The organism is Thiobacter subterraneus (assembly GCF_055379455.1).
Genome location: NZ_AP042402.1, coordinates 2,340,611 through 2,360,939, shown reverse-complemented (window position 1 = coordinate 2,360,939; position 20,329 = coordinate 2,340,611). Strand labels below are relative to the sequence as shown.

General features: G+C 68.3%; 24 protein-coding genes. 18 read left to right on the top strand and 6 right to left on the bottom strand.

Annotation, left to right across the window (positions count from 1 at the left end):
- Window positions 1-2: 2 nt before the first annotated feature.
- The 5 genes from aspS (at window position 3) to clsB (ending at window position 4,638) form a co-directional block, all read left to right on the top strand.
- Window positions 3-1,796, top strand: coding sequence for an aspartate--tRNA ligase (gene aspS / locus ACZ42P_RS11665; RefSeq protein WP_464897709.1), 1,794 nt, complete (start codon window positions 3-5; stop codon window positions 1,794-1,796).
- A 104-nt stretch (window positions 1,797-1,900) separates the two neighbouring features.
- Window positions 1,901-2,215: a DMT family transporter gene (locus ACZ42P_RS11660; RefSeq protein ID WP_464897708.1), complete on the top strand. Its 315-nt coding sequence runs from the start codon at window positions 1,901-1,903 to the stop codon at window positions 2,213-2,215.
- A gap of 6 nt (window positions 2,216-2,221) precedes the next feature.
- Window positions 2,222-2,662, top strand: a complete 441-nt coding sequence (gene nudB, locus ACZ42P_RS11655; protein ID WP_464897707.1) for a dihydroneopterin triphosphate diphosphatase — start codon at window positions 2,222-2,224, stop codon at window positions 2,660-2,662.
- Window positions 2,663-2,666: 4 nt separating this feature from the next.
- On the top strand, window positions 2,667-3,416 hold the full coding sequence (locus ACZ42P_RS11650) for an endonuclease/exonuclease/phosphatase family protein (RefSeq protein ID WP_464897706.1): 750 nt from the start codon (window positions 2,667-2,669) through the stop codon (window positions 3,414-3,416).
- A 22-nt stretch (window positions 3,417-3,438) separates the two neighbouring features.
- Window positions 3,439-4,638: a cardiolipin synthase ClsB gene (gene clsB / locus ACZ42P_RS11645; protein WP_464897705.1), complete on the top strand. Its 1,200-nt coding sequence runs from the start codon at window positions 3,439-3,441 to the stop codon at window positions 4,636-4,638.
- On the opposite strand, the gene ACZ42P_RS11640 is transcribed toward clsB, so the two are convergent.
- The 3 genes from ACZ42P_RS11640 to ACZ42P_RS11630 all read right to left on the bottom strand — a co-directional run bounded on the left by ACZ42P_RS11640 (window position 4,601) and on the right by ACZ42P_RS11630 (window position 7,527).
- The gene (locus ACZ42P_RS11640; RefSeq protein ID WP_464897704.1) at window positions 4,601-4,795 is read right to left on the bottom strand and encodes a hypothetical protein; all 195 of its coding nucleotides are present in this window, start codon (window positions 4,793-4,795) and stop codon (window positions 4,601-4,603) included. The two genes, clsB and ACZ42P_RS11640, sit on opposite strands and share 38 nt — an antisense overlap.
- Window positions 4,796-4,891: 96 nt before the next feature.
- Entirely contained in the window at window positions 4,892-6,055 is a 1,164-nt protein-coding gene (locus tag ACZ42P_RS11635) for a hypothetical protein (protein ID WP_464897703.1), read from the bottom strand.
- Entirely contained in the window at window positions 6,052-7,527 is a 1,476-nt protein-coding gene (locus tag ACZ42P_RS11630; protein WP_464897702.1) for a helicase HerA-like domain-containing protein, read from the bottom strand. The genes ACZ42P_RS11635 and ACZ42P_RS11630 overlap by 4 nt, the downstream gene beginning before the upstream one ends.
- 77 nt (window positions 7,528-7,604) lie before the next feature.
- Here ACZ42P_RS11630 and ACZ42P_RS11625 point away from each other — a divergent pair, with 77 nt between their 5' ends.
- The 13 genes from ACZ42P_RS11625 (at window position 7,605) to ACZ42P_RS11565 (ending at window position 17,478) form a co-directional block, all read left to right on the top strand.
- A complete protein-coding gene (locus ACZ42P_RS11625) occupies window positions 7,605-8,327 on the top strand; it encodes a YebC/PmpR family DNA-binding transcriptional regulator (protein ID WP_464897701.1) in 723 nt (240 codons plus the stop codon).
- 10 nt (window positions 8,328-8,337) lie between these two features.
- Window positions 8,338-8,865: a crossover junction endodeoxyribonuclease RuvC gene (gene ruvC / locus ACZ42P_RS11620; RefSeq protein WP_464897700.1), complete on the top strand. Its 528-nt coding sequence runs from the start codon at window positions 8,338-8,340 to the stop codon at window positions 8,863-8,865.
- Entirely contained in the window at window positions 8,865-9,812 is a 948-nt protein-coding gene (locus ACZ42P_RS11615; protein WP_464897699.1) for a UbiA family prenyltransferase, read from the top strand. Before ruvC ends, ACZ42P_RS11615 begins: the two co-directional genes overlap by 1 nt.
- Window positions 9,809-10,390, top strand: a complete 582-nt coding sequence (ruvA, locus tag ACZ42P_RS11610) for a Holliday junction branch migration protein RuvA (protein ID WP_464897698.1) — start codon at window positions 9,809-9,811, stop codon at window positions 10,388-10,390. The genes ACZ42P_RS11615 and ruvA overlap by 4 nt, the downstream gene beginning before the upstream one ends.
- Before the next feature lie 87 nt (window positions 10,391-10,477).
- Complete coding sequence (gene ruvB, locus ACZ42P_RS11605) at window positions 10,478-11,512, top strand: Holliday junction branch migration DNA helicase RuvB (protein WP_464897697.1); 1,035 nt, start codon at window positions 10,478-10,480, stop codon at window positions 11,510-11,512.
- Complete coding sequence (gene ybgC / locus ACZ42P_RS11600; RefSeq protein WP_464897696.1) at window positions 11,509-11,931, top strand: tol-pal system-associated acyl-CoA thioesterase; 423 nt, start codon at window positions 11,509-11,511, stop codon at window positions 11,929-11,931. Before ruvB ends, ybgC begins: the two co-directional genes overlap by 4 nt.
- Window positions 11,932-11,933: 2 nt before the next feature.
- Window positions 11,934-12,611 (top strand): protein TolQ, encoded by a 678-nt coding sequence (tolQ, locus tag ACZ42P_RS11595; RefSeq protein ID WP_464899401.1) that lies wholly within the window; start codon window positions 11,934-11,936, stop codon window positions 12,609-12,611.
- 70 nt (window positions 12,612-12,681) lie between these two features.
- Entirely contained in the window at window positions 12,682-13,074 is a 393-nt protein-coding gene (locus ACZ42P_RS11590; RefSeq protein WP_464897695.1) for an ExbD/TolR family protein, read from the top strand.
- A 22-nt stretch (window positions 13,075-13,096) separates the two neighbouring features.
- Complete coding sequence (locus ACZ42P_RS11585) at window positions 13,097-13,855, top strand: cell envelope integrity TolA family protein (protein WP_464897694.1); 759 nt, start codon at window positions 13,097-13,099, stop codon at window positions 13,853-13,855.
- Window positions 13,839-15,173 (top strand): Tol-Pal system beta propeller repeat protein TolB, encoded by a 1,335-nt coding sequence (gene tolB, locus ACZ42P_RS11580; RefSeq protein WP_464897693.1) that lies wholly within the window; start codon window positions 13,839-13,841, stop codon window positions 15,171-15,173. Before ACZ42P_RS11585 ends, tolB begins: the two co-directional genes overlap by 17 nt.
- Window positions 15,174-15,204: 31 nt before the next feature.
- The gene (pal, locus tag ACZ42P_RS11575) at window positions 15,205-15,738 is read left to right on the top strand and encodes a peptidoglycan-associated lipoprotein Pal (protein ID WP_464897692.1); all 534 of its coding nucleotides are present in this window, start codon (window positions 15,205-15,207) and stop codon (window positions 15,736-15,738) included.
- Between the two features lie 2 nt (window positions 15,739-15,740).
- Window positions 15,741-16,544: a tol-pal system protein YbgF gene (gene ybgF / locus ACZ42P_RS11570; RefSeq protein WP_464897691.1), complete on the top strand. Its 804-nt coding sequence runs from the start codon at window positions 15,741-15,743 to the stop codon at window positions 16,542-16,544.
- 4 nt (window positions 16,545-16,548) lie between these two features.
- Window positions 16,549-17,478, top strand: coding sequence for a histone deacetylase family protein (locus tag ACZ42P_RS11565; RefSeq protein ID WP_464897690.1), 930 nt, complete (start codon window positions 16,549-16,551; stop codon window positions 17,476-17,478).
- On the opposite strand, the gene ACZ42P_RS11560 is transcribed toward ACZ42P_RS11565, so the two are convergent.
- The 3 genes from ACZ42P_RS11560 to cgtA all read right to left on the bottom strand — a co-directional run bounded on the left by ACZ42P_RS11560 (window position 17,451) and on the right by cgtA (window position 20,267).
- Window positions 17,451-17,963, bottom strand: coding sequence for an O-acetyl-ADP-ribose deacetylase (locus ACZ42P_RS11560; RefSeq protein WP_464897689.1), 513 nt, complete (start codon window positions 17,961-17,963; stop codon window positions 17,451-17,453). The two genes, ACZ42P_RS11565 and ACZ42P_RS11560, sit on opposite strands and share 28 nt — an antisense overlap.
- Window positions 17,963-19,084 (bottom strand): glutamate 5-kinase, encoded by a 1,122-nt coding sequence (proB, locus tag ACZ42P_RS11555; RefSeq protein WP_464897688.1) that lies wholly within the window; start codon window positions 19,082-19,084, stop codon window positions 17,963-17,965. The genes ACZ42P_RS11560 and proB overlap by 1 nt, the downstream gene beginning before the upstream one ends.
- Window positions 19,085-19,208: 124 nt before the next feature.
- Window positions 19,209-20,267 carry an Obg family GTPase CgtA gene (cgtA, locus tag ACZ42P_RS11550; protein ID WP_464897687.1) on the bottom strand — a complete coding sequence of 353 codons (1,059 nt, stop codon included), beginning with the start codon at window positions 20,265-20,267 and terminating at the stop codon, window positions 19,209-19,211.
- Window positions 20,268-20,329: the final 62 nt, after the last annotated feature.

Below are 20,329 nucleotides of genomic sequence, written 5' to 3'. Positions count from 1 at the left end.
CCATGCGTACTCATTACTGCGGCCACGTCAATCTCGACCATCTGGACCAGACCGTCACCCTGTGCGGCTGGGCCCACCGCCGGCGCGATCACGGCGGCGTGATCTTCATCGACCTGCGCGACCGGGAGGGCCTGGTGCAGGTGGTGTGCGACCCTGCCCAGAGCGACGCCGCACCCGACACCTTCGCCACCGCTGAAAAGGTGCGCAACGAATACGTGCTGCAGGTCACCGGCCGCGTGCGGCGCCGGCCGGAGGGCACCGTCAATCCCCATCTGCCCACGGGGGCGATCGAGGTGGTGGCCACGCGGCTTGTCATCCTCAATCCATCCGCCCCGCTGCCCTTCCAGCTGGACGAGGAGCCGTCGGAGAACGTGCGCCTCACCTACCGCTACCTGGATCTGCGGCGCGAGTCCATGCAAAAGAACCTGCTCTTGCGCTACCGGGTGGCCCGCGCCATGCGCGCCTATCTGGACCGCCACGGCTTCGTGGAAATCGAAACGCCCATGCTCACCCGCTCCACGCCGGAGGGGGCGCGCGACTACCTGGTGCCCTCGCGCCTGCATCCGGGCATGTTCTACGCCCTGCCCCAGTCGCCCCAGCTGTTCAAGCAGCTGCTCATGGTCTCGGGCTTCGAGCGCTATTTCCAGATCACCAAGTGTTTCCGCGACGAGGACCTGCGCGCCGACCGCCAGCCCGAATTCACCCAGGTGGACCTGGAAATGTCCTTCGTCGACGAAGACGACGTGATGAACCTGGTGGAAGGCATGATCCGCGAAACCTTCCGCACGGTGCTGGGTGTCGAATTGCCGGACCCGTTCCCCCGCCTGTCCTGGCACGAGGCCATGAGCCGCTATGGGTCGGACAAGCCGGATCTGCGCGTCGCCCTGGAACTGACCGAGCTCACGGATGCCATGAAGGACGTGGAGTTCAAGGTGTTCGCCGGACCGGCCAACATGCCGGGCGGACGGGTGGCGGCGCTGCGCCTGTCGGGTGGCGCCGACAGGCTTTCGCGCGGCGAGATCGACGCCGCCACGGAATTCGTGAAGATCTACGGCGCCAAGGGGCTGGCCTGGATCAAGGTGAATGATCGGGCCAAAGGTCGCGAGGGCCTGCAGTCGCCCATCGTGAAGAACCTGCACGACGCCGCCCTCGCCGCCATCCTGGAACGCACGGGCGCCCAGGACGGCGACATCATCTTCTTCGGCGCCGACAAGGCGAAGATCGTCAACGACGCGCTGGGCGCCCTGCGGGTGAAGCTGGGCCACGAGAAGGGCTACGCGGCGGACGGCTGGAAACCCCTGTGGGTGGTGGACTTCCCGGCCTTCGAATACGACGAGGAAGAGAAACGCTGGGTGGCCCTGCACCATCCCTTTACCGCGCCCAAGCCGGGCCATGAGGAACGACTCGCCAGCGACCCCGCGTCCTGCCTGTCCCGCGCCTACGACATGGTGCTCAACGGCTGGGAGGTGGGCGGCGGTTCCATCCGCATCCACCGCGAGGACGTGCAGGAAAAGGTGTTCGCCGCACTGGGCATCGGCGCCGAGGAGCGGCGCAACAAGTTCGGCTTCCTGCTGGATGCGCTGCAATACGGCGCCCCGCCCCATGGCGGCCTGGCCTTCGGCCTGGACCGCCTGGTGGCGCTCATGGCCGGTGCCGAATCCATCCGCGACGTGATTGCCTTCCCCAAGACCCAGAAGGGCAACGATCTCATGACCCAGGCGCCCAACACGGTGGACGAAAAGCAGTTGCGCGAGCTGCACATCCGCCTGCGCCAGGTGGAAACCCGAAACGGCTGAACGGCACCTTCGCGGAGGACGCAGGCCACCCCCGGGCAGGCCGCTGCGCCCGACGGCTTCATCCAGGACGCTTTCCCCGGCACGCTTTCCCCGGCACGCTTTCCATGGAATGGCTCTACCTCCTGGCCGCCGGTCTCTTCGAGATCATCTGGGCCACCAGCCAGAAATATTCGGAGGGCTTCACCCGCCTGCTGCCCACGGTCATCACCCTGGTCACCGCAGCCGCGAGTTTCGTGTTGCTTGGCCTGGCCATGAAGCACCTCCACCTGGGCACGGCCTACGCCGTCTGGACCGGCATCGGCATCGTGGGCACCGCCCTTCTGGGCATGCTCCTGTTCGGCGAGCCGGTGACCGCCCTGCGCCTGTTGTTCATCGGGCTCATCCTCGTTGGTATCATCGGCCTCAAACTCACCTACTGACCCGTTGTGAACCAGACCTACAAGATCCCGGAGTCCGTGCTGGTGATCATCCACACGCCCGACGGTCAGGTGCTGCTCCTGGAGCGTGCCGACCATCCGGGCTACTGGCAGTCCGTCACCGGCAGTCGCCACCCGGGGGAGACGCTGCGCGAGACGGCCGTGCGTGAGGTGGCCGAGGAAACCGGGCTCGACGCGCGCCGCTACCGGCTCACCGACTGGAACCTGGAAAACGTGTACGAGATCTATCCCGAGTGGCGCCACCGTTACGCCCCCGGTGTCACCCACAACACCGAACACGTGTTCGGCCTGGAGGTGCCCGGCCCCCTGCCGGTGCGTATTTCGGCGCGGGAACACCTGGGCTACCAGTGGCTGCCGTGGCAGGAAGCCGCGGAGAAGTGCTTCTCCCCGAGCAATGCCGAGGCCATCCGCCGGCTGCTGCAACGCTAGCATCATGTCGGACCTCATCCACATCACCACCTACAACATCCACAAGGGCTTTTCCCAGTTCAATGCGCGCATGGTGCTGCACGAACTCAAGGAAGAGCTGCGCCGCGTGCACACCGACATCGCCTTCCTGCAGGAGGTGCTGGGCGAGCACCGCACCTATGCCGAGCGTCACAACTGGCCCACGCCTTCCCAGTACGAGTACCTGGCCGATTCCATCTGGCCCGAATACGCCTATGGCAAGAACGCGGTGTATCCGGAAGGACACCATGGCAACGCCATCCTGTCGCGCTTTCCCATCCTCAGGTGGGAGAACATCGACATCTCGGCCCATCCCCTGGAAAGCCGCGGCCTGCTCCACTGCGAGATCGCGGTGCCCGGCTGGACCGAGCCGCTGCACTGCATCAACGTGCACCTGGGGTTGGGCCAGCGCGGACGCAACAAGCAGGTCGCAGCGATCCGCGACCGTATCCAGGCAGTGGTGCCGCCCCACGCGCCCCTCATCATCGCCGGCGATTTCAATGACTGGCGGCGCACCGCCGGGGAGTTCCTGGCACGCACCCTGCACGTGCAGGAGGTGTTCGAGCACCTGCACGGTGCGCCGGCGCGCAGCTACCCTGCCTCCCTGCCCTTGCTGCGTCTGGACCGCATCTACTTCCGCGGCCTGAAGGTAAAAGGCGCGCAGGTCTATCACGGCCGTCCCTGGTCACGCATCTCGGACCACGCCGTCCTCACCGCCACCATGAGCCGGGCGTGACGGCCGCGTCCCGGCGCCACCGATGAAACGCTTCGTCGCCGGCAACCGCCTCACGCTGCTCAAAAACGGCACCGAATACTTCCCCGCCCTGGAAGCCGCGCTGGATGCAGCGCGCACCCACGTCTACCTGGAGACCTACATCTACCGTGACGACGCCGCGGGGCGACGCATCGCCGAAGCCCTCATGCGTGCCGCACGCCGGGGGGTGGCCACCCACCTCCTGCTGGATGGTTTCGGTTCGAAACCGCTTCCCCTCGGCCTGCTCGCGGAGATGCGCGCCGCCGGCGTACAGGTGCTGGTCTATCGTCCCGAAACCAGCCCCTGGCGGCTGCGCCGCCACCGCCTGCGGCGCCTGCACCGCAAGCTGGCAGTGGTGGACACCACCGTGGGTTTCGTGGGTGGCATCAACATCCTCGACGACGCCGATCCGGCCGACGGTGCGCCCCAGTACGATTACGCGGTGGCGGTGGAGGGACCGCTGGTGGCGGAGATCCTCACGGTCATGCGCCGGCTGTGGCACCTGGTGGCCTTCACCCAGCTGCGCCATACGCCCCGCCGCGACCGCGCCCCGGTGACCCCGCCGCCCCCCGCGGGCACGGTGCGCGCCCGCTTCCTGGTCCGGGACAACCTGCGCCACCGGCGCGACATCGAGCGGGCCTATCTGCGCGCCATCGGCAAGGCCCGCCGGGAAATCGTGCTCGCCAACGCCTATTTCCTGCCCGGCACCCGTTTCCGGCATGCTCTGCTGCGGGCAGCCAGCCGCGGGGTGCGCGTGGTGCTGCTGGTGCAGGGTCAGACCGATCACCCCTTCGTCAACTTCGCCGCCCAGGCCCTGCACGGCAGGCTCTTGGAAGCGGGGGTGGAAATCCATGCCTACACGAAAAGCATGCTGCACGCGAAGACGGCGGTGATCGATGGCGTCTGGGCCACCGTCGGCTCCTCCAACATCGATCCCTTCAGCCTGCTGCTGTCACGGGAAGCCAACGTGGTGGTCTACGACCACGAATTCGCAGGCCGGCTGCGAAGGGACATGCTGGCGGAAATCGCCAGCGGTGCGGTGCGCGTGACCATGGAAGACTGGGCCGCCGTGCCCCTCTGGCGGCGGCTGGTGATGTGGGCAGCCTACGGCCTGGTGCGGCTGCTCATGGGCGTCGTCCATTACCCCCACGACGACCCGCCGCCCGTCAGCGCCGGGCCAGGATCCGGACCACGAGGACGTTGATCAGTCCGAGGATGGAGCCCGCCCACAGCGCAGCCCACAGCCAGATGTCGGGCCCGAGCACGCGGGTGATGGCCCCGCGGCCGAGAAAGCCCGCCACCAGCGCGAGCAGGACCCAGGCGAAAAAGGCGATGGCCGCCCTGAGATTGGTGGATGACATGGGTTGTCCGCCCTTTTTGTTGTGGTTGGCGCACACCATTGTCCCGGCAGCCGGCAGCGTTTTCAACAGGGAGGTGCCGCAGTGGGGTGTGTATCCCTAGGCAGCCGGCTCCCCCAGCAGGGCATCATGGTCCGCCCGGATCGCCGCCAGGCGCTTGCGCACGCCGCGCCAGGGATCGCTCCAGTTCAGCCCGGGCCGCAGCAGGGCGGTGCACAGCAGGCGCATGCCCGCCACGTCGCCCCGATGCACGAACTCCGGCGCGGGGCCCAGGGCGCCCCGGCAGTCGGGCCCGCCCTGTAGGCCCTGGTTGTGGTAGTTGCCCAGTGGCACCGCCAGGGCCAGGGTGGGCAGCCCCCAGGCCACGGCGGCGGAACCTTCGCAGCTGCCGCCATCCATCAGGCGACGCTGGTGCCGGCCGGGCAAAAGCTCGGCGGCAAGCTCGCTCAGCACCTGGGTGGGGCCTGCGGAGAAGGGGGTGCGCCGGTCGCCCAGGCGCACGATGGGCCCCTTGCCCACCTCGGCGCCGGGGAGGGTGCGCGAGGCTTCCAGGCTCACCGCCACCAGCGGCCGTGCCGCGGCTTTGAGCCAGCCCAGCTGGAGGTGGGCCACGGTTCCCACCAGTCCCACCTCCTCGGCGCGCGTGAGCAGGCCCAGGAAGGGCGGACGGCGCCGCGTGCGGAAGGCGTCCAGGGCCGTGGCCAATACACAATAGACGCCCACCAGATCGTCCGCGGCACGCGCATGGAGGCGGGCGCCGCTGCCCCACACCGGCCGGCGGAAACGCAGGCCACCATACACTTGGGCCGCCCGCGGGCGCCATTCAGGCGTATCGAGATGCACCTCGGCGGTCGAGATGGCGAAGCCGTCTTTGCGCAGCTTCACCTGCCGCAGCACGCCGGTTGCCTCGAAGTCCGTCTCATCCGCAAGCCACACCGGCGCACCCAGGAGATGGCGGGTGGGCGAGCCGCCATGCCAGCGCACGCGCAGGACGCCGCGGCCGAGCCAGCGCACACCGTGGAAGCCCGGGTGATCCATGTGGGCGATGAACAGCCGCACCGGTTCCCGGCTGCGGGTGGCGAGCAGGCGCCGGTAATCGTCGCGCGAGGCCACGCCCACCACCAGATTGCCCACGGGATCCAGAAAATGGGGCACCCCCGCGTCCGCCAGAACCTGCTGCGCGCAGGCACGCACCCGGCCCTCGCGAAAGGGCGCCGTGGGCTGGGCGAGCAGCTTGAGGAGCAGATCGTCGTCGCGCCTCATCGTGAGCGGCGCCCGCCCAGCAGCGACCCCAGCACGCCGCGCACGATCTGCCGCCCCAGCTGGCTGCCGATGGCGCGCGCGGCGCTTTTCACCAGGGCTTCCACCACCCCCTGGCGGCGGCCATCGCCCGCGAGCACATCCCCAAGCACGCCGCCCAGGCCGGCTGCCTGCCCCGACGCCTCCGCAGGCTGCGCCTGCGCAGCGCGGGCCCTGAGCACCTCGTAGGCCGACTCGCGGTCCACGGTCTTTTCATACACGCCGGCGACGACGGAGCGTTCCATCAACTGGCGGCGGGTGGCCGGGTCGATGGGGCCGATCTGTCCCCGCGGCGGCAGCACGAAGGCCCGTTCCGTGACCTGGGGGCGCCCCTTCTCGTCCAGCGTGGAAATGAGGGCTTCGCCCACCCCCAGCTCGGTGATGACCTGTTCCGCATCGAAGCGGGGATTGGGGCGCATGGTGGTGGCGGCCGCTTTGACCGCCTTCTGGTCGCGTGGGGTGTAGGCGCGCAGCGCATGCTGGATGCGGTTGCCCAGCTGGCCCAGCACGCGCTCCGGGATGTCCAGGGGATTCTGGGTGACGAAGAATACGCCCACCCCCTTGGAGCGGATCAGGCGCACCACCTGCTCGATCTTGTCCAGCAGCGCCTGCGGCGCGTCCTCGAACAGGAGGTGCGCCTCGTCGAAGAAAAACACCAGGCGCGGCTTGTCCGGGTCGCCCACTTCCGGCAACTGCTCGAACAGTTCCGCCAGAAGCCACAGCAGGAAGGCGGCATAGACCTTGGGCGCCTGCATCAGGCGTTCCGCCGCCAGGATGTTGACGATGCCCCGGCCCCGGCCGTCGGTCTGCATGAGATCGGCCAAATCCAGCGCCGGCTCGCCGAAGAACTGCTCGCCGCCCTGGGATTCCAGGGCCAGCAGCGCGCGCTGGATGGCGCCGATGGAGGCGGCGGAAACATTGCCGTACTGCGTGGTGAATTCCCGCGCGTGTTCCCCCACGTACTGGACCATGGCGCGCAGGTCCTTGAGATCCAGCAGCAACAGGCCCTGGTCGTCGGCGATCCTGAACACCAGGGCCAACACGCCCGCCTGGGTCTCGTTCAGATTGAGCATGCGCGCCAAGAGCAGCGGCCCCATCTCGGACACGGTGGCCCGCACCGGGTGCCCCAGCTCCCCGAACACGTCCCAGAAGGTGACGGGCGAGGCCTCGAAGGTCCACTCCCCCAGACCCAGTTTTTCAATGCGTTCCCGGATCCTGGGCGTGGGCTGCCCCGGCTGGCTGATGCCCGACAGGTCGCCCTTGATGTCCGACAGGAACACCGGCACGCCGATGCGGCTGAAATTCTCGGCCAGCACCTGCAGGGTCACGGTCTTGCCGGTGCCGGTGGCGCCCGTGATGAGACCGTGCCGGTTGGCCATGCCGGGCAGCAGGAAAACCTCCCGTTCCCCCTTCGCGATGAGCATCGGCTCGCTCATGGAACCCCCTGGAATCTCGATAAAAACAGGCCCCGATGGTAACATGGCGTCTGTCGCAAACGGGGAATACGTGCACCATGGCAGGTCATTCCAAATGGGCGAACATCCAGCACCGCAAGGGGCGCCAGGACGCCCGGCGGGGCAAGATCTTCACCAAACTCATCAAGGAAATCACCGTGGCGGCGCGCCTGGGCGGCGGCGACCCCAATTTCAACCCCCGCCTGCGCCTGGCCATCGAGAAGGCCAAGGCCGAGAACATGCCCGCCGAGAACATCGAGCGCGCCATCAAGCGCGGCACCGGCGAGCTGGAGGGTGTGAACTACGAGGAGGTGCGCTACGAGGGCTACGGTCCCGGCGGCGCGGCGGTGATCGTGGACTGCATGACCGACAACCGCACCCGCACCGTCGCGGACGTGCGCCATGCCTTCAGCAAGCATGGCGGCAACCTGGGCACCGACGGCTCGGTGGCCTTCCTGTTCAAGCACTGCGGGCAGATCGTGTTCGCCCCCGGCACTTCGGAAGACAAGGTGATGGAGGCGGCCATCGAAGCCGGTGCCGAGGACGTGATCACCAACGATGACGGCAGCATCGAGGTCATCACCGCTCCCAACGATTTCGCCGCGGTCAAGGCCGCCCTGGAAAAGGCCGGACTCAAGCCGGCGTTCGCCGAGATCACCTTCAAGCCCACCACGGAGACCGAGCTCAAGGGCGAGGATGCGGTGAAGATGCAAAAGCTGCTGGATGCGCTGGAGAGCCTGGACGACGTGCAGGAAGTCTATACCTCCGCGGTGATGGAGTGAGCGCCGCAGCATGCGCATCCTAGGCATCGACCCCGGACTGCGCATCACCGGTTTCGGCGTCATCGAGCAGGCAGGCGGACGCCTGGCCTATGTCACCAGCGGCTGCATCCGCACGCCCGAGGCAACACTGCCCCAGCGGCTGAAGGCCATTTTCGACCACCTCACGGAGATCATCCTGGAGCACCGGCCCCAGGCCGTGACGGTGGAACAGGTGTTCGTCAACGTCAATCCCAAGTCCACCCTCCTCCTGGGGCAGGCCCGCGGGGCGGCCATCTGTGCCGCGGTGGCCCAGGGCCTGCCGGTGACGGAATACACCGCGCTGCAGGTGAAGCAGGCGGTGGTGGGCAACGGCCACGCGGAAAAGGAACAGGTCCAGGAAATGGTGCGACGCCTGCTGGCGCTGCCGGGCACGCCCGCACCGGATGCCGCGGACGCGCTGGCCTGCGCCATCTGCCATGCCCACGGCAGCCAGGGGCTGGGGCGCTTCGCCCCGAGCGGCTGGCGCATGCGCAACGGACGCCTGGTGGGACGGCTCTGATGACGGCACGCGAACCCACGCTGGCGGCCCTGCCCAACCCGCTGCTGCGCTATTTCCTGGCCACGCGCCCGGCCTTCCTCACCATCACCCTGGTGGGTGTCGTGCTGGGTCTGGCGGGGGCCGCCCACGACGGCATCGCCCTGGAACCGGCCCGCGCCGCCGTCACGCTGCTCGCGGCCCTGCTCACCCACGCCGGCGTGAACGTGCTCAACGACTATTACGATGCCCTGAACGGCAGCGATGCCCGCAACGTGGATCGCATCTATCCCTACACCGGTGGCAGCCGCTTCATCCAGAACGGAGTGCTCACGCCGCGCGCCACCGCCACCTTCGGCTTCGCCCTGCTGGCGGCTGTGATTCCCGCCGGCCTGTGGCTGACCCTGCATGCCGGGCCGGCCCTGATCGCCATCGGTGCCGTGGGCCTGTTCCTCGGCTGGGCCTACTCGGCCGAGCCTTTGCGCCTGAACGGGCGTGGCCTGGGCGAGATCTGCGTCGCCCTGGGTTTCCTGCTGGTCGTGGTGGGCAGCGACTTCGTGCAGCGCGCCGGCTTTGCCCCCCTGCCCTGGGCGGCGGGCTGGCCCTATGCCCTGCTGGTGACGGCCATCCTCTACGTGAACCAGTTTCCGGACCGCGCAGCTGACGCCGCCGCCGGCAAGCGCCACTGGGTGGTGCGTCTGCCGCCCCGGCTGGCGGCACGGGGCTACGGCCTGATCCTGCTGTTGGCGTACGGTGGCCTGGTGCTCGCCATCGCCCTGCGTGCCCTGCCGGCAGCCACGGCCGCGGCCCTGGCCGCCGCGCCCCTGAGCCTGCGCGCCTTTGCCGTCCTGAAGCGTCATGCCGACACGCCGGCAGCCCTCGCCCCGGCCATCCGCGACACCCTGGCCGCCGCCCATCTCGCGGGGCTTCTGCTGGCGGCCGCGCTGTTTTCCACGGCAGGCCCCTTATGATCGGCCGCATCACGGGCATCCTGCTGGAGAAACGGCCGCCCCAGATCGTGGTGGACGTCAATGGCGTGGGTTACGAGCTGGACGTGCCCATGAGCACCTTCTACAACCTGCCCGCCACCGGTGAGCGGGTGAGCCTGCACACCCATCTGGTGGTGCGCGAGGACGCCCATCTGCTCTACGGTTTCGGCAGCGAGGAGGAACGCCAGACCTTTCGTCAGCTCATCCGGGTGAGCGGCATCGGCGCCAAGACTGCGCTGGCCGTGCTTTCCGGCCTGAGCGTGGCGGAGCTGGCCCAGGCCGTGGCCTGTCAGGAAAGCGCACGCCTCGTCCGGGTGCCGGGCATCGGCAAGAAGACTGCGGAGCGGCTGCTGCTGGAACTCAAGGACAAGCTCGCCCCCGTGGCGGTTGCCCCCGCAGAGACTCAAGCCGGTGCCGGCAGCGAGAGCGACGTGGTCAATGCGCTGCTGGCCCTTGGGTATAATCCCAAGGAAGCGAGCTGGGCCGTGAAACAGTTGCCCAAGGATGTGTCCGTGTCCGACGGCATCCGGCAGGCTCTCAAACTGCTGTCCAAGGCATGAGCCCACCGATGAGGCCCGCCGCGCACAGGGCACGGCAATCCCGCAGAAAAAGCGGGCGACGCCTGTGCGCCCGCCCAATGCCAGGCCATGATTGAAACCGACCGCCTCATCTCCCCCGCGCCCCTCTCTCCCCAGGAAGAGGCGCTGGAGCGCGCCCTGCGCCCCCGCGCGCTGCAGGAATACGTGGGCCAGAAGAAGGCGCGGGAGCAGCTGGAGATCTTCATCGAGGCGGCACGCAAACGCGGTGAGGCCCTGGATCACGTGCTGCTGTTCGGGCCGCCGGGGTTGGGCAAGACCACGCTGGCCCACATCATCGCGCGGGAAATGGGCGTCAACCTGCGCCAGACCTCGGGCCCGGTACTGGAACGGGCGGGGGATCTCGCGGCGCTGCTCACCAACCTCGAGCCCAACGACGTCCTGTTCATCGACGAGATCCATCGTCTGTCCCCGGTGGTGGAGGAGATCCTCTACCCCGCCCTGGAAGACTTCCAGATCGACATCATGATCGGCGAGGGGCCGGCGGCCCGCTCGGTGAAGCTGGACCTGCCCCCATTCACGCTGGTGGGTGCCACCACCCGCGCCGGCATGCTCACCAACCCCCTGCGTGACCGGTTCGGCATCGTCGCGCGGCTGGAGTTCTACACGCCGGAGGAACTGCAGCAGATCGTGATGCGTTCCGGACGCCTGCTCAACGTCGAACTCTCGCCCGAAGGGGCACTGGAAATCGCGCGCCGCTCCCGGGGCACGCCCCGCATCGCCAACCGCCTGCTGCGCCGGGTGCGCGATTATGCCGAGGTGCGCGCCGGGGGCCGCGTCACGCCGGAGGTGGCGGACGCGGCCCTGTCCATGCTGGACGTGGACAAGGTGGGACTGGACACCATGGACCGCAAGCTTTTGTCCGCCGTGCTGGAAAAATTCGGCGGCGGGCCGGTGGGTCTGGATAATCTGGCCGCCGCCATCGGCGAGGCGCCCGACACCATCGAAGACGTGCTGGAGCCCTTCCTGATCCAGCAGGGCTATCTCATGCGCACGCCACGCGGGCGGGTGGCGACCCGCCTGTCCTACCAGCATTTCGGACTCGCGGCACCGGGCGGCACGCTCGACCTGTGGAACGAGCAGTGAGCGGGGTGGTCGCGCCGGCTGCCGCCTTCACCTGGCCCTTGCGGGTCTATTACGAAGACACGGACGCCGGCGGTGTCGTCTATTACGCCAACCACCTCAAGTTTCTGGAGCGGGCGCGCACAGAATGGCTGCGCGCCGCGGGTTTCGAGCAGCCGCAACTTTTGCGTGACTTCGATGTCATCTTCGTGGTGCGCGCCCTGACGATAGAATACCTGCGCCCCGCCCGCTTCAACGATCTGCTCACGGTGACCGTCAGCCTCATCCACCTGCGCCGCAGCATGCTGGAACTCGCCCAGACCATCGAGCGTGACGCGCCCCTGGTCACGGCGCGCGTCAAAATCGCCTGCGTGCAGGCGAGCACCTTCCGGCCCACCGCCATTCCCGCCGTGCTGCGCAACCGACTGGAAAGCCTTTCGTGAACGTGCAAGCCTCTACAGACCTGTCCTTCCTCGCCCTGGTGGCGAACGCAAGCCTGGTGGTGCAGCTGGTGATGCTGCTGCTTCTGGCCGCCTCCTTCCTCTCCTGGCTGTTCATCTTCCAGAAGCTGTTTGCCCTCCGGGAAGCCGCCCGCCAGGCGGACGGGTTCGAGCGGGAATTTTGGAGCGGCGTGGATCTCAACGCCCTGTTCCAGTCCCTCACCTCGGGGCCCATCGTCCCGCGTGGCATGGCCAAGATCTTCGAGGCGGGGTTTCGCGAGTTCAGCAAACTCAAGCGCCAGGGCGGCATGGACATCAGTGCGGTGATGGACGGCACGCGCCGCGCCATGCGCGCCGCCTATCAGCGGGAACTGGATCAGCTGGAACGCAAGCTGTCCTTCCTCGCCACCGTGGGGTCGGTGAGTCCCTACGTAGGGCTGTTCGGCACCGTGTGGGGCATCATGAATTCCTTCCGGGGGCTGGCCAACGTGGGGCAGGCGACCCTGGCCCACGTGGCCCCGGGCATCGCCGAAGCGCTGATCGCCACGGCCATGGGTCTGTTCGCCGCCATTCCCGCGGTGATTGCCTACAACCGCTACACCCACGACATCGACCGCCTGGCCACCCGCTACGAAAGCTTCATGGAGGAGCTGTCCAACATCCTCCAGCGCCAGGCCCGGTGACGCCCCCCGGTGATGCTCCCCTGTGACGCACCCCACTGACGCCACGATGAACCGCCGCCCACGCCGTCAGATGAACCAGATCAACGTCGTGCCCTTCATCGACGTCATGCTGGTGCTGCTCATCGTGTTCATGGTGGCCGCGCCCCTCATCAACCCCGGGCAGATCGAGCTGCCCCGGGTGGGCCAGCAACTGAAGGCCCCGGTGGCCCCACTGGAAGTCATCATCCGCGCCGACAATAGCCTCAGGCTGCGCGACCGCTCGAAAGCGGGCGCAGAGGTGGCCGTGAGCCGCCCGGATCTGGTGCAGGCGATCCGGGCCAGGCAGGCCGCGAATCCGGACCAGGCGGTGGTGATCGCCGCAGACCGGAGCGTGCGCTACGAAAAGGTGCTGGAAGTGATGGATCTCCTGCAGCAGAACCAGGTACGCAAGGTCGGGCTGCTGGCAAAGCCCGCGGGCAGTTGAGGCTGTGAGCGTGGAGATGCGTTTGTCTGCCCCATCCGCCGACACCCTGCGCGCCGGCCTGCTCGCCCTGCTGGTGCATCTCGTGTTCCTCGGCCTGCTCGCCCTCGGGGTGCGCTGGAACCAAGAGGAGCCGGAGCCGGTGATCGCCGATCTGTGGTCGGCGCTGCCGGCCACGCCGCGCGCCGCGCCGGCGCCGGCTCCCGCGCCGGTCCGGGAAACCCGGCCGGCGCCCAGGCCGGAGCCGAAAGTGGAGCCGAAGGCGGAGACGCCGAAGCCGGACATCGCCCTCAGGGCCCGGCCCGAGCCGAAAAAACCCGAGCCCGCGAAAGTGGAACCGGCGCCCAGACCCGTCGCCGAGCCCAAGCCCGCGCCCCGGCCCACGCCCCAGCCCACGGTGAGCGAAGCCGATCCCCTGCAGCGGCAGCTGGAGCTGATCCAGCGCCAGCAGGCCATGATGGAGGCCGCCCGCGCCACGTCTGCCAGCGAGTCCGTGATCGGCGACTACAAGGGCCGCATCAAGCGCAAGATCCGCAGCTACCTCAACCGGCAGCCCTGCGGGGAAGCCAACGTGCAACTGGAATTCGACATCGCCCTGCTGCCCACCGGGCAGCTGCGCAGCCAGCCGGTGCTTACCCGCGGCAGCGGCCTGCCGGCCTGTGACCGGGCGGTGGAATACGCCATCCTGCAGGCCGACCCGCTGCCGGTGCCGCCGCAGCCCGAAATTTTTCAGGCTTTCCGCAACCTGCATCTGATCATCCGTCCCAATGATCCCAATGACTGACATCCGCCTGTCGTCGCTCCTGCGCACCGTCATCTGGCTGGGGTTCGCCTGCTGGCTGGCGCCCGCCCAGGCCGCCCTCACCATCGAGATCACCGGCGGCGCCGCGCTGCAGATTCCCGTGGCCATCGCACCCTTTTCGGGCGAAGACGCCTGGCGCGACCGCCTCTCCGGCATCATCGCCGCCGATCTCACCCGCAGCGGCCAGTTCAAGATCGTGAGCACCGCCGGTGTAACGCCCCTGCCGCAACGGCCCTCGGAGGTGAGGCTCGCCGACTGGAAGGCACGCGGCGCCGCGGCCCTGGTGATCGGCAGCGTGGTGAGCCAGCCCAATGGCCGGCTGGAGGTGCAGTTCCGGCTGCTGGACACGGTCAGGGAAGATCCCCAGTCGCCGGGCGGCGTGCAGCAGCTCGCCGGCTACAGCCTGCCCACAAGCCCTGCCCAACTGCGCCTGACCGCCCACCAGATCGCCGACATCATCTACGAGAAACTAACGGGTGATCCGGGCGTGTTCGCCACCCGCATCGCCTACATCACCAAACGGGGCAGTCTGCACGAACTGCAGGTGGCGGATTCCGACGGCGCCAACGCCCAGACCGTGTTCAGCTCGCGTGAGCCCATCATGTCCCCGGCCTGGTCGCCGGATGGCACGCGGCTCGCCTACGTGGCCTTCGAAAGCAGGAAGCCGGTGATCTACGTGCAGGAACTGGCCACCGCGCGGCGTTTCGTGCTGGCCAATTTCAAGGGCAGCAACAGCGCCCCCGCCTGGTCGCCGGATGGCCGGCAGCTCGCCATCGTGCTCACCAAGGACGGCACTTCCCAGATCTATGCCATTAACGCCGACGGCAGCGGCCTCAAACGCCTCAGCAACAGCAGCGCCATCGACACCGAACCCAGCTGGTCGCCGGACGGGCGCTATATCCTGTTCACTTCCGACCGCGGCGGCAGCCCCCAGATCTACCGCATGCCCGCCTACGGCGGTGAACCGGTGCGCCTCACCTTCCAGGGCAGCTACAATGTGAGCCCGCGTTACAGCCCCGACGGCAAGAGCTTCGTCTTCATCCAGCGCGAGGGGGGACGCTTCCGGGTGGCGGTGCAGGATATCGCCTCCGGTCAGGTGCAGGTGCTCACGGACGGCGGCATGGACGAATCGCCCAGCTTCGCGCCCAATGGCAAGCTGATCCTCTATGCCACGGCCCAGGGCGGCCGGGGCAGCCTGGCCGCCGTCTCCAGCGACGGGCGGGTGAAACAGAAGCTCACCACCGAAGCGGGCGACGTGCGCGAGCCGGCGTGGGGGCCGCGACTCAAGACCCAACCCTGATCTTCACCCACTCATGCAAAAGGAGAACATCATGAAACGATTCACGCTCAGTCTGCTTCTCGCCGGGCTGCTGGCCGGCTGCGCCAGTACGGAATCCGCGAAGGAACAGCCGCGCGCGGCGGTGGAAGACCGCACGGCCGCCCCGGCCGCCGGTGCCGGCGAAGGTGCCGCGCGGCCCCTCACACCGCCCAGCACCGCGGTGAACCCCCTCACCGATCCCAATAACATCCTGTCCAAGCGCAGCATCTATTTCGATTACGACAGCGATGCCATCAAGCCCGAATACAGGTCGATCATCGAGGCCCATGCCCGCTATCTGGTGGAGCACAAGTCCGCCAAGGTCTTCCTCCAGGGCAATGCCGATGAGCGGGGCAGCCGCGAGTACAACCTGGCCCTGGGTCAGCGCCGGGCCGATGCCGTGCGCAAGATGATGAGCGTGCTGGGCGTGCCGGAAAGCCAGATGGAGTCCGTGAGCTTTGGCGAGGAGAAACCACGCGCCACCTGTCATGACGAGTCCTGCTGGTCCCAGAACCGCCGCGTGGACATCGTCTATCAGGGCGAGTGAACATGGCACGCCGGGCGCGCAACCTGCTGCTGGGGCTGCTGCTCATCGCCAGCCTGCCCGCCGCGGCGGGCCTGTTCTCGGACGACGAGGCCCGCGCGCGTATCCAGACCCTGGCCCAGGAAAACCAGAAGCTGCGGGAGGATCTCAAGGCCCTGGAGGAACGCGTGGGTCGGCTGGATGCCCAGCTGCGCGCCCAGGGACTGATCGACCTCGTGCAGCAGATGGAGGGCCTCAAGGCGGAGCTGGCCAGGTTGCGCGGCCAGCTTGAGGTCAACACCCATGCCGTGGAGACGGTGGAGAAACGCCAGCGTGATCTCTACGTGGATCTGGACGACCGGCTGCGCAAGCTGGAGACCGCCGGGCCCGCCGCCGCGCCGCCTGCCGCGTCCGGCACGGCATCGGGTGCCGCGGCCCCTGCCGCCGCCGACACGGGGTCGGAGAGCCGGGCCTACGAGGCCGCCTTCAACCTGTTCAAGATCGGCAACTATCAGGGCGCCATCGCCGCCTTCGAGAACTTCCTCAAGACCTATCCCGCCAGTCCCCTGGCGGCCAACGCCCAGTACTGGATCGGCAATTCCTTTTCCGCCCTGCGCGACTACAAGGCGGCCATCGCCGCCCAGCAGAAGCTCCTGAGCCTCTATCCGCAAAGCGCGAAGGTGCCGGATGCCCTGCTCAACATGGCCAGCGCCCAGACCGAGCTGGGCGACCGCGCTGCGGCACGCAGGACCCTGGAGGATCTGGTGGCACGCTACCCCACCAGTCCCGCCGCGGACATCGCGCGCAAGCGGCTGGCCAATCTGAGATAGACCCATGGCCACGGCCTGGTTCACCCATCCGGCGTGCCTGCGCCACGAGATGGGGCCGGGCCACCCGGAACGGCCGGCGCGCCTCATCGCCATCGCGGACGCTTTCGCCGCCACGGGGCTCGCCCACCGGCTGCTGCCCCGGGAAGCCCCAGCCGCCGACGACGGGCAGCTCGGGCGCGTCCACGATGGCGCATACCTCGCGGCCATCGCGGCGATGGCGCCGGCCGCGGGTCTCGTGGCCCTCGACCCGGACACCGCCATGAATCCCCATTCCCTCAGCGCGGCGCGCCATGCCGCGGGAGCGGTGGTCGCCGCGGTGGACGGCGTCCTGGCGGGTGAGTTCGCCAACGCCTTCTGCGCCGTGCGCCCGCCGGGACATCACGCCTGCCGGGACCGGGCCATGGGGTTTTGCCTGTTCAACAACGTGGCCGTGGCCGCCGCCCATGCGCTCGCGGTCCATGGCCTCGAGCGGGTGGCCATCGTGGACTTCGACGTGCACCACGGCAACGGCACCGAAGACATCTTCCACGACGAGCCGCGCGTGCTTTTCGCCTCCAGCTTCCAGCATCCTTTCTACCCCTTCAGCGGGGCGGATTCCGGCAACGCGCACATCGTGCCCATGCCCCTGCCTGCCGGCACCGACGGACGGGGCTTCCGTCAGGCCTGGGAAAAAGTGGGGCTGCCCGCACTGGCCCGCTTTTCGCCCCAGCTGATCCTGATTTCGGCGGGCTTCGACGCCCACCGCGATGATCCTTTGGCGATGCTTCTGCTCACGGAAGAGGATTTCGCCTGGCTCACGCGCGAGGTCTTGACCATCGCCCAAACCTGCTGCGGCGGCCGCGTGGTGTCCACGCTGGAGGGAGGCTATGATCTCGCGGCGCTGGGCAAAAGCGCCGTGGCCCACGTTCAGGAACTGGCCAGCGCCGTCTCGTAGGCCCGGCGTGCCCGCTCGCTGAAGCAGACGAAATACACCGTGTCGATGTCGGGATAGCGTTTGAGCGCCGCACGCACCTCGCGCACGGCAATGGCAGTGGCACGCTTCAGGGGAAAACCGTAGGCGCCGGTGGAGATGGCAGGAAAGGCGATGGTCCTGCAGCCGTGCTCATGGGCAAGCCGCAGGCTCTCCCAGTAACAACTCGCCAACAGTGCATCCTCGTTTCGGTCGCCCCCGTGCCAGACCGGTCCCACGGTATGGATGACGAAGCGGGCGGGCAGGCGGAAGCCGGGTGTGATGCGCGCCTCGCCGGTGGGGCAGCCGTTGAGCTTTCGGCAGGCTTCCAGCAGCTCGGGGCCGGCGGCCCGGTGAATGGCACCGTCCACACCGCCACCCCCCAGCAGGCTCTCGTTGGCGGCGTTGACGATGGCGTCCACCGCCAGCCGGGTGATGTCGCCCTCGACGATTTCGATGCGCTGCGTCATCAGAGCAGCACCAGGTTGTCCCGGTGGATGAGCTCGGGCTCGTCCACGTAGCCCAGGATGGCCTCGATGCGGCTGGAAGGCTGCCGCAGGATGCGGCGCGTCTCGCTGGCGTCGTAGTTGACCAGCCCGCGCGCGATCTCGCGCCCCTCGCCGTCCACGCACGCCACCACCTCGCCGCGTCCGAACTCGCCGTGGGCTTCCACCACGCCGATGGGCAGCAGGCTCTTGCCCTCTTCCACCAGGGCGCGCACCGCCCCCGCATCCAGCACCAGACGCCCGCGCACCTGGAGATGGTCTGCCAGCCACTTCTTGCGGGCCGCCACCTTGTTGCCCTCGTCGGCCAGCAGCTGGGTGCCGATCAGCTCGCCCCGGGCCAGGCGCACCAGCACATCCGGTTCCCGGCCCCAGGCGATCACCGTGTGCGCGCCGCTGCGCGCCGCCCGCTTCGCCGCGAGCACCTTGGTGAGCATGCCGCCGCGGCCGATGGCGCTGCCGGCACCGCCCGCCATCTTTTCCAGCTCCGGGTCGCCGGCGCGCGCCTCCTGGATCAGGCGCGCATGGGGGTCCTTGCGCGGATCGGCCGAATACAGGCCTTTCTGGTCGGTCATGATGACCAGGGCATCGGCCTCCACCAGATTGGTGACCAGGGCGCCCAGGGTGTCGTTGTCGCCGAACTTGATTTCCTCGGTGACCACCGTGTCGTTCTCGTTGATGACGGGAATGACGTTGAGCGCCAGCAGGGTGCGCAGGGTGGAGCGGGCGTTGAGATAGCGGGTGCGGTCTGCGAGATCCTCGTGGGTGAGCAGCACCTGCGCGGTGTGCAGGCCATGCTTGCGGAAGCAGGTTTCATAGACCTGCACCAGCCCCATCTGCCCCACGGCCGCCGCCGCCTGCAGCTCATGCAGCGCATGGGGCCGTTTCTTCCAGCCCAGCCGTTGCATGCCTTCGGCGATCGCGCCGCTGGACACCAGCAGCACCTGCTTGCCCATTTCCTTGAGCCGCGCGATCTGGTCCGCCCAGTGGGCGATGGCCTGGGTGTCGAGCCCCTGCCCTTCGTTGGTGACCAGGCTGCTGCCGACTTTCACCACCAGGCAGCGGGATTTGGCGAGGATGGATTGCATGGCGCTTATTATCCTAGAAACCCGGGCGGGCCGCTCGTCGCCAAGCCGCACGACCGGCGCATGTCGGGGAGCGCCGCGCCTGCGAAAACCGGCTGGTCCGGGCCGGGGCGCGCCGGCGGCGTGTTTACGCCCCCTCCGGCGTGCCGGCGGCCTGCCGCGCCTGTTCCGCTTTGCGTTCGCGCTCCAGATAATCGGCCACGGCGTGGATGACCCGGGCACAACCTTCGCCGCTCATGGCGGACACGGCGAACCACGGCCCCTCCCAGCCGAAGGCCTTAAGGAAGGCATCGATGCGTGCCTGCCGCTCCCCTTCCGGGATCAGGTCGATCTTGTTGAGCACCAGCCAGCGCGGTTTTTCGTAGAGCGCCGCATCGTATTTGCGCAGCTCCTCGACGATGGCGCGCGCATCGTGCACGGGATCGGCGCCGGGATCGAAGCGCGCGAGATCGACGATGTGCAGCAGCAGGCGGGTGCGCTGCAGATGACGCAGGAACTGATGACCCAGCCCGTGCCCTTCCGCCGCGCCTTCGATGAGACCCGGGATGTCGGCGATGACGAAGCTGCGTTCCATGTCCACCCGCACCACCCCCAGGTTGGGATGCAGGGTCGTGAAGGGATAGTCCGCCACCTTGGGACGCGCCGCCGAGACGGCCCGGATGAAGGTGGACTTGCCCGCGTTGGGCAAGCCCAGGAGGCCCACATCCGCCAGCACCTTGAGTTCCAGCTTGAGCTGCCGCTCCTGCCCGGGTTCGCCCCGGGTGAACTGGCGCGGCGCGCGGTTGGTGCTGGACTTGAAGTGCAGGTTACCCAGGCCCCCACGTCCCCCCCTGGCCAGCAAAGCGCGCTGGCCGTCCTCGGTGAGGTCGGCTACCAGTTCCCCGGTATCGAGGTCGGTGATCACCGTGCCCACCGGCACGCGCAGCACGATGTCGGCACCGGACGCGCCGTACTGGTCGGAGCCGCGGCCCGGCTCGCCGTTCTGGGCCTTGTGCAGGCGCTGGTAGCGGTAGTCGATGAGGGTGTTGATGTTGCGGTCGGCCACGGCATAGACGCTGCCGCCCCGCCCGCCGTCGCCGCCGTCGGGCCCGCCCTTGGGAATGAATTTCTCGCGCCGGAACGAGGCGCAGCCGTCACCGCCCTTGCCCGCCTGGACGCGGATGATGGCTTCGTCGATGAATTTCATGGTATGGCGCGCGAAGAAAAAGGGAGGCCGGACAAAAAGCAAGAGGCCCTATCGCAGGATAG

What these genes read in the sequence shown, in the direction of transcription:
- aspS (WP_464897709.1), top strand. Translation starts at nt 3, where the DNA reads ATGCGTACTCATTACTGCGGCCACGTCAATCTCGACCATCTGGACCAG.
- ACZ42P_RS11660 (WP_464897708.1), top strand. Translation starts at nt 1,901, where the DNA reads ATGGAATGGCTCTACCTCCTGGCCGCCGGTCTCTTCGAGATCATCTGG.
- ACZ42P_RS11650 (WP_464897706.1), top strand. Translation starts at nt 2,667, where the DNA reads ATGTCGGACCTCATCCACATCACCACCTACAACATCCACAAGGGCTTT.
- clsB (WP_464897705.1), top strand. Translation starts at nt 3,439, where the DNA reads ATGAAACGCTTCGTCGCCGGCAACCGCCTCACGCTGCTCAAAAACGGC.
- ACZ42P_RS11640 (WP_464897704.1), bottom strand. Translation starts at nt 4,795, where the DNA reads ATGTCATCCACCAATCTCAGGGCGGCCATCGCCTTTTTCGCCTGGGTC.
- ACZ42P_RS11635 (WP_464897703.1), bottom strand. Translation starts at nt 6,055, where the DNA reads ATGAGGCGCGACGACGATCTGCTCCTCAAGCTGCTCGCCCAGCCCACG.
- ACZ42P_RS11630 (WP_464897702.1), bottom strand. Translation starts at nt 7,527, where the DNA reads ATGAGCGAGCCGATGCTCATCGCGAAGGGGGAACGGGAGGTTTTCCTG.
- ACZ42P_RS11625 (WP_464897701.1), top strand. Translation starts at nt 7,605, where the DNA reads ATGGCAGGTCATTCCAAATGGGCGAACATCCAGCACCGCAAGGGGCGC.
- ruvC (WP_464897700.1), top strand. Translation starts at nt 8,338, where the DNA reads ATGCGCATCCTAGGCATCGACCCCGGACTGCGCATCACCGGTTTCGGC.
- ACZ42P_RS11615 (WP_464897699.1), top strand. Translation starts at nt 8,865, where the DNA reads ATGACGGCACGCGAACCCACGCTGGCGGCCCTGCCCAACCCGCTGCTG.
- ruvA (WP_464897698.1), top strand. Translation starts at nt 9,809, where the DNA reads ATGATCGGCCGCATCACGGGCATCCTGCTGGAGAAACGGCCGCCCCAG.
- ruvB (WP_464897697.1), top strand. Translation starts at nt 10,478, where the DNA reads ATGATTGAAACCGACCGCCTCATCTCCCCCGCGCCCCTCTCTCCCCAG.
- ACZ42P_RS11590 (WP_464897695.1), top strand. Translation starts at nt 12,682, where the DNA reads ATGAACCAGATCAACGTCGTGCCCTTCATCGACGTCATGCTGGTGCTG.
- tolB (WP_464897693.1), top strand. Translation starts at nt 13,839, where the DNA reads ATGATCCCAATGACTGACATCCGCCTGTCGTCGCTCCTGCGCACCGTC.
- pal (WP_464897692.1), top strand. Translation starts at nt 15,205, where the DNA reads ATGAAACGATTCACGCTCAGTCTGCTTCTCGCCGGGCTGCTGGCCGGC.
- ybgF (WP_464897691.1), top strand. Translation starts at nt 15,741, where the DNA reads ATGGCACGCCGGGCGCGCAACCTGCTGCTGGGGCTGCTGCTCATCGCC.
- ACZ42P_RS11565 (WP_464897690.1), top strand. Translation starts at nt 16,549, where the DNA reads ATGGCCACGGCCTGGTTCACCCATCCGGCGTGCCTGCGCCACGAGATG.
- ACZ42P_RS11560 (WP_464897689.1), bottom strand. Translation starts at nt 17,963, where the DNA reads ATGACGCAGCGCATCGAAATCGTCGAGGGCGACATCACCCGGCTGGCG.
- proB (WP_464897688.1), bottom strand. Translation starts at nt 19,084, where the DNA reads ATGCAATCCATCCTCGCCAAATCCCGCTGCCTGGTGGTGAAAGTCGGC.
- cgtA (WP_464897687.1), bottom strand. Translation starts at nt 20,267, where the DNA reads ATGAAATTCATCGACGAAGCCATCATCCGCGTCCAGGCGGGCAAGGGC.